Origin of the sequence: Streptomyces griseoluteus, from assembly GCF_004784465.1 — a bacterium.
GTDB classification, from domain to species: Bacteria; Actinomycetota; Actinomycetes; order Streptomycetales; family Streptomycetaceae; genus Streptomyces; species Streptomyces griseoluteus.
The window spans coordinates 83,228-90,616 of record NZ_SRRU01000017.1; the positions used below are offsets into that span (position 1 = coordinate 83,228).

Here is a 7,389-nt window from a genome sequence, read left to right on the forward strand (position 1 = left end):
CGTGCCCCAGACCTCACCGCACAAGGCCCGCCCAGGACTGACCCTGTTCGCGGCATGCCTCGGTTTCGTCGTCGTCATCCTCGACGTCAGCGTCGTGAACGTCGCCACCAAGGCCCTCGGCGCCGAGTTCGGCGGCAGCCTCTCCGGCCTGGAGTGGGTCATCAACGGCTACACCCTCACCTTCGCGGCCTTCCTGCTGACCGCCGGCGCCATGGGCGACCGCTACGACCCCAAGCAGATCTTCATGTGGGGCTTCGCGCTCTTCGCGGTGACCTCACTGATCTGCGGCGCCGCCCCCACGCTGGTCGCGCTGATCGCCGCCCGGGTCCTCCAGGGCGTGGGCGCCGCGATGATCGTGCCGTCGTCGCTGTCGATCGTGAACACCAACTTTCCCGACCCACACGAGCGCACCCGCGCGGTGAGCCTGTGGGCGGCGGCCGGCGGCCTCGCGCTGGCCCTCGGCCCGGTGGTCGGCGGTCTGCTGGTGGACGCGCTCGGCTGGCGCTCGATCTTCTTCGTCAACGTCCCCATCGCCGCGCTCGGCATCGTCCTCGTCCGGGCCTACGCCCGCCCGGCGCCCGCCCGTGACGTCTCCGTGGCCCGCTCGCTGGACCTGCCGGGCCAGCTCCTGGCCGTCGTCGGCCTGGGTGCCCTGACCGGGGCGATCGTGGAGGCGAACGCGCAGGGCTGGACCTCGGCCACCGTGCTGACCTGCCTGGTCGTCTTCGTGCTCGCGCTGGCCGGTTTCTTCGCCGCCGAGCGCCGTACCCACGACCCGATGCTGCCGCTGCACCTGTTCCGCCGCCACGCGTTCTCGGCGACCTCGCTCATCGGCGTCCTGCTCAACTTCGCCTTCTACGGCCTCATCTTCGTCTTCAGCCTGTTCTTCCAGCAGGTCTGGGACTACTCGCCGATCACCGCGGGCCTGGCGTTCCTGCCGATGACGGCCGCCATCATGATCGCCAACCTGTCCTGCGGCCCGCTGGTCAAGAAGTACGGCGCCCGGTCGGTGCTCATCACCGGCAACGTGCTGGCCGCCGTCGGCTACCTGGCCACGATCCCGGCCGTCGGCTCGGACGCGTACGTGCGGATGGCGGTGCAGTTCGTGGTCGCCGGGTTCGGCATCGGCCTGGTGGTGCCGTCCATGACCAACGCCATGCTGGGCTCCGTGGACCCCGCCAACGCGGGCATCGCCTCCGGAGTCCTCAACGCCTCGCGTCAGTTGGGCGGGCTCATCGGGGTGGCCGTGATGGGTCTGCTCGTGGGACAGGCGTCCTCCGGGCACTTCCTGACCGGGCTGCGGGCGTCCCTGATCGCGGCGGTGGTCGCGCTCGCGGTCAGCGCGGGCCTGAGCACGTTCGGCCCGCGCAGGCCCCGTCCGGTGCCCGCACCGGTCGCGGACGACCTCCAGCCGGCCGAGGCCCACTGACCCCCTGGGAGCGCCATGCCTCACCTCGTACTCGAATACTCCGGCAACGTCCGCGACGACGTCGATCCGGCGGCCGTGTTCGGCAAGCTCCACAACACCCTTGCGGAGGCGGGCGGTTTCCGCCTCCAGGACTTCAAGAGCCGCGCGGTCCCGATGGACCTGTTCCTCATCGGGGACGGCAGCTACGAGCAGTCCTTCGTGAACCTCGACATCAGGACGTTCGCCGGCAAGTCCGTCGAGGCACGCGCCGCCATCAGTGAGGCGGCCCTCGCGGTACTGACCGAGTTCTTCCCGGCCACCCTGCGCGAGACGGCCTGCGACATCTCCGTCCAGGTGACCGAGCTGGACCGCGCGACCTTCGCCCGGACGCGGTCCGGCGACCAGACCAACTCTCAGGAGCGGAAACAGTCATGAGCGCATACGCGGACCAGCGCGTCCTTGTCGTCGGCGGCACCTCGGGGGTCGGCCTGGCCTCCGCCCGCGAGTTCGCGGCACAGGGCGCGGACACGGTCATCGTCTCCCGCAACCCCCAGCGGATCGACGAGGCGGTGACGGCCCTGTCCGGCCTCGCCGGCCCTGTCACCGGCCAGACCCTCGACATCCGCTCGGACGACGAGGTCGCCAAGTTCGCCGCCACGGCGGGCGAGTTCGACCACGTCGTGGTCACGGCCGGCGAGACCCCGATGGGCCGCGTCGACACCCTCCCGCTGGAGGCGGCGTACGCGGCGATGGACAGCAAGTTCTGGGGCGCGTACCGCATCGCCCGCGCCGTCCGCCCCACCCGCTCCCTCACCCTGGTCTCCGGCTACCTCTCCCAACGCCCCAGCCGCGCGTCCGCCCTCCAGAGCGCGATCAACGCCGCGCTGGAGGCGCTGGTGCGGGGGCTGGCGCTTGAGGCTGCGCCGCTTCGGGTGAACGCGGTGTCGCCGGGGCTCCTCCGTACCCCCCTGTGGGACGGCCTCGATGCTGCGGCTCGGGACACGATGTACTCCTCGGCCGTGCAGCGGCTGCCGCTGGGGCGGGTCGGGGAGGCGTCGGACGTGGCGGAGGCGGTGCTGTTCCTGGCGGGCAACGGGTATGCGACGGGGACGACTGTGTTTGTGGATGGCGGAGGGATGATCGCCTGAGGCGGGGGGCGGCGGGCGCTTCGTCAGGCGAGCAACAGGCGGCCGTAGTCGCTCAGCACCTCGCGCGCCTCGGCTACGTCCTCGTACTCCTTAAGCCGGTGCAGAACCGCGCGGGCCCGCGCGGCCGTGCGCTCCGAGGACAGGTCTCCTGAAGTGTCGATGACTTGCCGGGCCTCTTCGGCGGCCTGCTCTGGTTCATTCGCGTCGGCCAGGGCCACGGCCAGCCACGAGCGGTACAGCGCTACTTCCCTGGCGTGGGTGGCGTCGTACCGGCCCAGTACGTCCTGAAGCAGGGGCACCGCGCGCAAGGGCCGGCGCAGCTCGGTGAACACCCGCGCGTCCATGATCTCCAGCTCTTCGCGGCTCACCCAGTACGCCCATGACGGCGCCGGAGGCCCGTCGGCGGTGTCCATGGCGGCGTGCGCTTCGCCGAGTGCGCGGAGGGCTGGCTGGGCCTCCCCGGCCTGCGTGTGCGCCCATGCCAAGCGGTCGAGGAACAGGGCGCGCGTCACGGCCGGGGCGTCCGGTCCGGCCTCTGCCAGGGCTGCCTGCGTCAGCTCCAGGCCCTCGCGCTCGCGTCCGTTGTTCGACAGGTGATAGCCGAGACTGCTCGCGAGCTGCGCCACGAGCACCCCGTCCCCGGCCTGCCGCGCCGCGGAAATGCCGAGTCGGTACGCCCGCTCCGCCTCCGCACCGCACCCCGCGTCCGAGGCGATCCATCCGGCGATCTGCCCCAGCTCCCCGATCTGCGCGAGCAGGCCGCGGTCCGTGTCGTCGGAGTGCTCGGACTCGCGGTACAGCCGGACCGCCGCGCGCAGTTCCCGGAAGGCGGGGGCGATCAGGTCGCCGCCGGACAGTACGTCGTCGGCGAGGCGCAGGCCGTGCACACGAGCCGCCAGTCCCTCCACTGTGGTGGCGCCGATCCGTCGCCCGCAAGGGGCTGCCAAGGGCGCCAGGACATCACCGTCAGGCAGCAGGTCGGCCAATGTGGCCGCGGCCCCCGGAAGCGTTGCGAGGGTGTCGCCCCGGGCGTAGGCGGCAGCCTGTTCCAGTTCCCTGAGCGACACGTCGAAGACGACAGCGAGGAACGGCAGCCACGTATCCGGGACTCGGGCGCCCCGCTCCCACCGTGAGACTTCGTTGCGGGTGATGGAGTGCGTTCCCGACGCAGCGCATAATGCGGCGGCCAACTGAGCTTGAGACCGCCCGGAGTGCCGCCGCAGTCTGGCGAGATAGGCGCCGAATTCCCGTCGCCGCTCGTTGGTGTTGCTCATACAGCCCCCTTCTGCATGCAGTGTGGCCCCTCCCTGGCCCCCTGGTTGGCTCCTCCGCCCGGTCTCACTCCCCGGTTACCTGAACGCAGAGCGCTCCGGCGACCGCGCGAACGGCCCCGGAGCTCGGCCGATCTGAGAAAGCAGACCGACATGCCGCAACCTACAACGCGGGCCCGCGAGACTGGACACCCTGGTTACAGCGAAACGTTGCCACGCAGCGGCGAGAGCGCGGCCGGCGCGCGGCGCCTCGTACGCATCGCGCTGACGGCCTGGGGACTGGACACCTTGGTCGACGACGCCGCCTTGGTCGTCTCGGAGTTGGTTGCCAATGCCGTGCGGCACTCCCGGCGTAAATCCATCCGCATGATGGTGGAACGCACAGCCCCGCGCACGGTCCGGGTAGCCGTCGCGGACTTCTCCCGCACGATGCCCGAGCCGCGCACCCCGAAGCCCGACGACGAGGACGGACGCGGCCTACTCCTCGTCACCTCCCTCGCCAGGACCTGGGGCACGGACGAGCGGCGGTGGGGGAAGGTCGTGTGGGTGGAATTGGAGGAGCGCGGGTGAGTATCAGCGAGTCCCCCAGGCGCAGCGCGGCCCGAGCCCACTTGTCGCAGTTGATCGACATGTTCGGTACGGACGGCTGCCTGCGGATCAGCACGGACTCTGTCTATGACACAAGCAGCTTGGCTTCGGATATTGCCTCCAAAAGCGACGAACCGGGCAACGACGAGCAGACCTGAGAGTCGCAGCTCATCTCCCGACTTGACCTCCCGCTGAACCTCGATCAGAACCGCCACAACGCGTTCCACAGGCCGCTTGCAGGGTCTACGGGCCAAGGCTCGCCATCGGGCGCGGGAGTTACCCGTCAGCTCCTAGTACTCCAGCCGGACATCGTGGTCGGCCGATCAGGGCTGTCCCCAGAACTGCGGCAAATGTGAAGGTGCCCGGTGTCGGGCCGGGTGCTTTTGGGGGCGCCGGGGTGTATCCGCCCCCGCCCACAAGTGAGGGGAAAACCCTGTTCGGCGATGTCAGCGGCCTCTGTTAGCTTCATGCGGCGCGTGTGATCCACGAGCTTAAAAGACTCACAGGGGAGGGCCACTTGACCATGTTCGGAAGGACAGGCAGACGCAGACGGATGGTGGTGGGGAGCTGCGCTGCCGCGCTGCTGGCCGCTGCTGCCGGTACGGCGCATGCGGTGGACAACCTGCCGCCGAAGCAGCCGCTCGTCCAGGACCTCCAGACGCAGAGCAAGGCCTGCGCCACGGGCGACGACACGCCGTACGTGCCGCAGTCGCCGAGGCTCAGCGCCATGTTGTACGACCCCGAAGAGGACAACCGGCCCAGCGAATCGAGCCCGCTAAGCGGCGAGTTCGAAGCGTGGTGGACGGACGCGGCGGGAGTGGAGCAGCGCCGCACCTACACCACTGACACCTTCTCGTCGGGGACGCGTTTCTACTGGACGATGCCGACCGACATCCCGGCTGACACGGTCGTCTCCTGGCATGTCCGCGCGAACGACGGCAAGGCGACCTCCGCATGGAGCGATGAGGGCAACGGCTCGGTCTGCTCGTTCGTGTACGACGACGTGAACCCCGAGAAGGCGACGATCAGCTCCCCCGAGTACCCCAGCCCCGAGACGGTGTTCTGGGTGGACGGGGTGGGCGTCTACGGCCGCTTCACCATGGACTCGCCTTCCGACGACGTAGTGTCGTACACGTACGGCTTCCTGGGAGGCCCTTACGGGACCGTCTCCGCCGAGCGGCCGGGCGCAGCTGCGACCATTCCGTACCTACCGCTCACTTCGGGGCCCAAGTCGCTGACGGTCCGCGCGATCGACCGGTCGGGCCGGAGCAGCGGTGAGTCGTCGTACCACTTCAACGTGAAGGCCGGGCATGCCCCTGTCGCCCGCTGGAAGCTGGACGACCCGGCAGGCTCCCGTTCCGCCTCCGCCGAGGTGGGCACCGAGGCACGTGCCGGCACCGGCGTGACCTTCGGTGGCCCCGCGCCCGCGGGTACCGGAGCCACCTCCACCGTCAGTCTTGACGGAAGCGGCCACGGCTACCTCACTCCTGACGCGCCGGCCACCGACATCAGCAAGACCTTCGCCGTGAGCGCCTGGGTGCGGCCCGCCGAGACCGGCCGGAACATGACCGTCGCCAGCCAGGACGCGGACGGGACGCCCGGCTTCAGCCTCGGACTTCGCAGCCAGGATCCCGGCCCCGTCTGGTCGTTCGTGATCGCGGGCGCGCGGGTGTCCGGTGGCGCGCCGGAGACCGGCGAGTGGGCCCATCTGCTGGGGCTGTACGACGCGGAAACAGGTCGTGCGCAGTTGTACGTCAACGGCCATGAGGTCGGCACCGCGGCAGAGGCGAAGCCCGCTGCGACGGCCGGCGCGTTTCAGATCGGACGTGCCCGCGGGACTACCGGCTATCGTGACCGGTGGCACGGTGACATCGGTGATGTACAGGTCCACGACCGGGTCGTGGTGCCGGGCGAGGCAGCCGAACTGGGACAGCGCAAGCCGAAGCTGCTCGGCCACTGGTCGCTGGAGAACGCGGCGGACGGCGCGAGTCCCGAGCAGTCGGACGGCGCCCCGCTGCAGTTCGGCACAGGAGCGTCGATCTATCGCGGCTCCGACAATTCCTGCATCCCCGACCTCGACCCCGACTGCACCTACGTACCGCCGCCGCTCGCCGGCGACGGGCATCTGCGCCTGGACGGCGAGACCGGGTACGCCGCTGCCGACGGGCCCGTCGTGGACACCGGGGACAGCTTCACCATCGGCGTCGTCGTTCGCCTCGCGGACTCCGAGCCGGCCCACCCGATGACCGTGCTCTCACAGGCCGGCGAGCACACCGATGCGTTCAAGGTGCGCTACGAGCCGTCCACGTACAGCTGGCAACTGGTAATGCCGGAGAAGGACGAGGTGGGAGCCCCCGAGAGGGTGGTGTCCCAGATTACGGGCGCAGATGGCGGCGAGGGACAGGGTCATCGACTCACCGTCATCTACGACGACGGGACCGACAAGATCAAGCTTTACCTCGACGGGTACACGAGCGACGAGGCGACCGCGACCCTCCCCAACGGCTGGCACAGCACCGGTGCCCTCCAGATCGGCCGGGGCAAAGCCGGTGACGGCTGGGGCGAGTACCTCCACGGCGATGTGGACGAGGTGCAGGCATACTCCGGTGCGCTGCGGGACGAAGACGTGATCGGCCTGGGCTGGACCACGGATCCCTGTCTGTGCTGATCTGTTCGTGCTGAGTCCAAAGGCTCTCCGATGGCCCGCCGAAACCCAGTTTCGGCGGGCCATCGGCTGTTGCAGGCTCGGCGAGGACACCGTCTTCGCAGCCAAGCTGAACTGGCCCGCCCGTGTGAGTGGTCTTCCTGGCGCCCTTGTAGGCGAGCAAGATCCCATTTTCGCAACAGCCCCTAAAGGGTGTTGCACAACGGCGATCACGCTCAGATCCAGCCATCGGCAGCAAGGTCAACTGCCCGAATGTGCCCGTCTTTCTGCCGTCTTGGAACGCCGCAGGAAGGAGACCCGGAAGATCGA

General features: G+C 69.7%; 7 protein-coding genes. 6 read left to right on the plus strand and 1 reads right to left on the minus strand.

Annotated elements, in window-relative coordinates; translation table 11 throughout:
- Position 1: 1 nt before the first annotated feature.
- The 3 genes from E5082_RS31415 to E5082_RS31425 are packed head-to-tail and all read left to right on the plus strand — an operon-like array spanning position 2 to position 2,556.
- Positions 2 to 1,429: an MFS transporter gene (locus E5082_RS31415; RefSeq protein WP_229918850.1), complete on the plus strand. Its 1,428-nt coding sequence runs from the start codon at positions 2 to 4 to the stop codon at positions 1,427 to 1,429.
- Positions 1,430 to 1,444: 15 nt separating this feature from the next.
- Entirely contained in the window at positions 1,445 to 1,843 is a 399-nt protein-coding gene (locus E5082_RS31420) for a 5-carboxymethyl-2-hydroxymuconate Delta-isomerase (protein ID WP_135794614.1), read from the plus strand.
- Entirely contained in the window at positions 1,840 to 2,556 is a 717-nt protein-coding gene (locus E5082_RS31425) for an SDR family oxidoreductase (protein WP_135794615.1), read from the plus strand. Before E5082_RS31420 ends, E5082_RS31425 begins: the two co-directional genes overlap by 4 nt.
- A 23-nt stretch (positions 2,557 to 2,579) precedes the next feature.
- Here the strand turns inward: E5082_RS31425 and E5082_RS31430 are convergent, their stop codons facing one another.
- Entirely contained in the window at positions 2,580 to 3,830 is a 1,251-nt protein-coding gene (locus E5082_RS31430) for an NsdA family TPR-like regulatory protein (protein WP_135794616.1), read from the minus strand.
- Between the two features lie 150 nt (positions 3,831 to 3,980).
- On the opposite strand from E5082_RS31430, the gene E5082_RS31435 reads away from it, so the two are divergent.
- The 3 genes from E5082_RS31435 (at position 3,981) to E5082_RS31445 (ending at position 7,083) form a co-directional block, all read left to right on the plus strand.
- Positions 3,981 to 4,397, plus strand: a complete 417-nt coding sequence (locus tag E5082_RS31435; RefSeq protein ID WP_135794617.1) for an ATP-binding protein — start codon at positions 3,981 to 3,983, stop codon at positions 4,395 to 4,397.
- Positions 4,394 to 4,573, plus strand: coding sequence for a hypothetical protein (locus tag E5082_RS31440; protein ID WP_135794618.1), 180 nt, complete (start codon positions 4,394 to 4,396; stop codon positions 4,571 to 4,573). The genes E5082_RS31435 and E5082_RS31440 overlap by 4 nt, the downstream gene beginning before the upstream one ends.
- A gap of 365 nt (positions 4,574 to 4,938) precedes the next feature.
- Positions 4,939 to 7,083: a laminin G domain-containing protein gene (locus E5082_RS31445; protein ID WP_229918851.1), complete on the plus strand. Its 2,145-nt coding sequence runs from the start codon at positions 4,939 to 4,941 to the stop codon at positions 7,081 to 7,083.
- Positions 7,084 to 7,389: the final 306 nt, after the last annotated feature.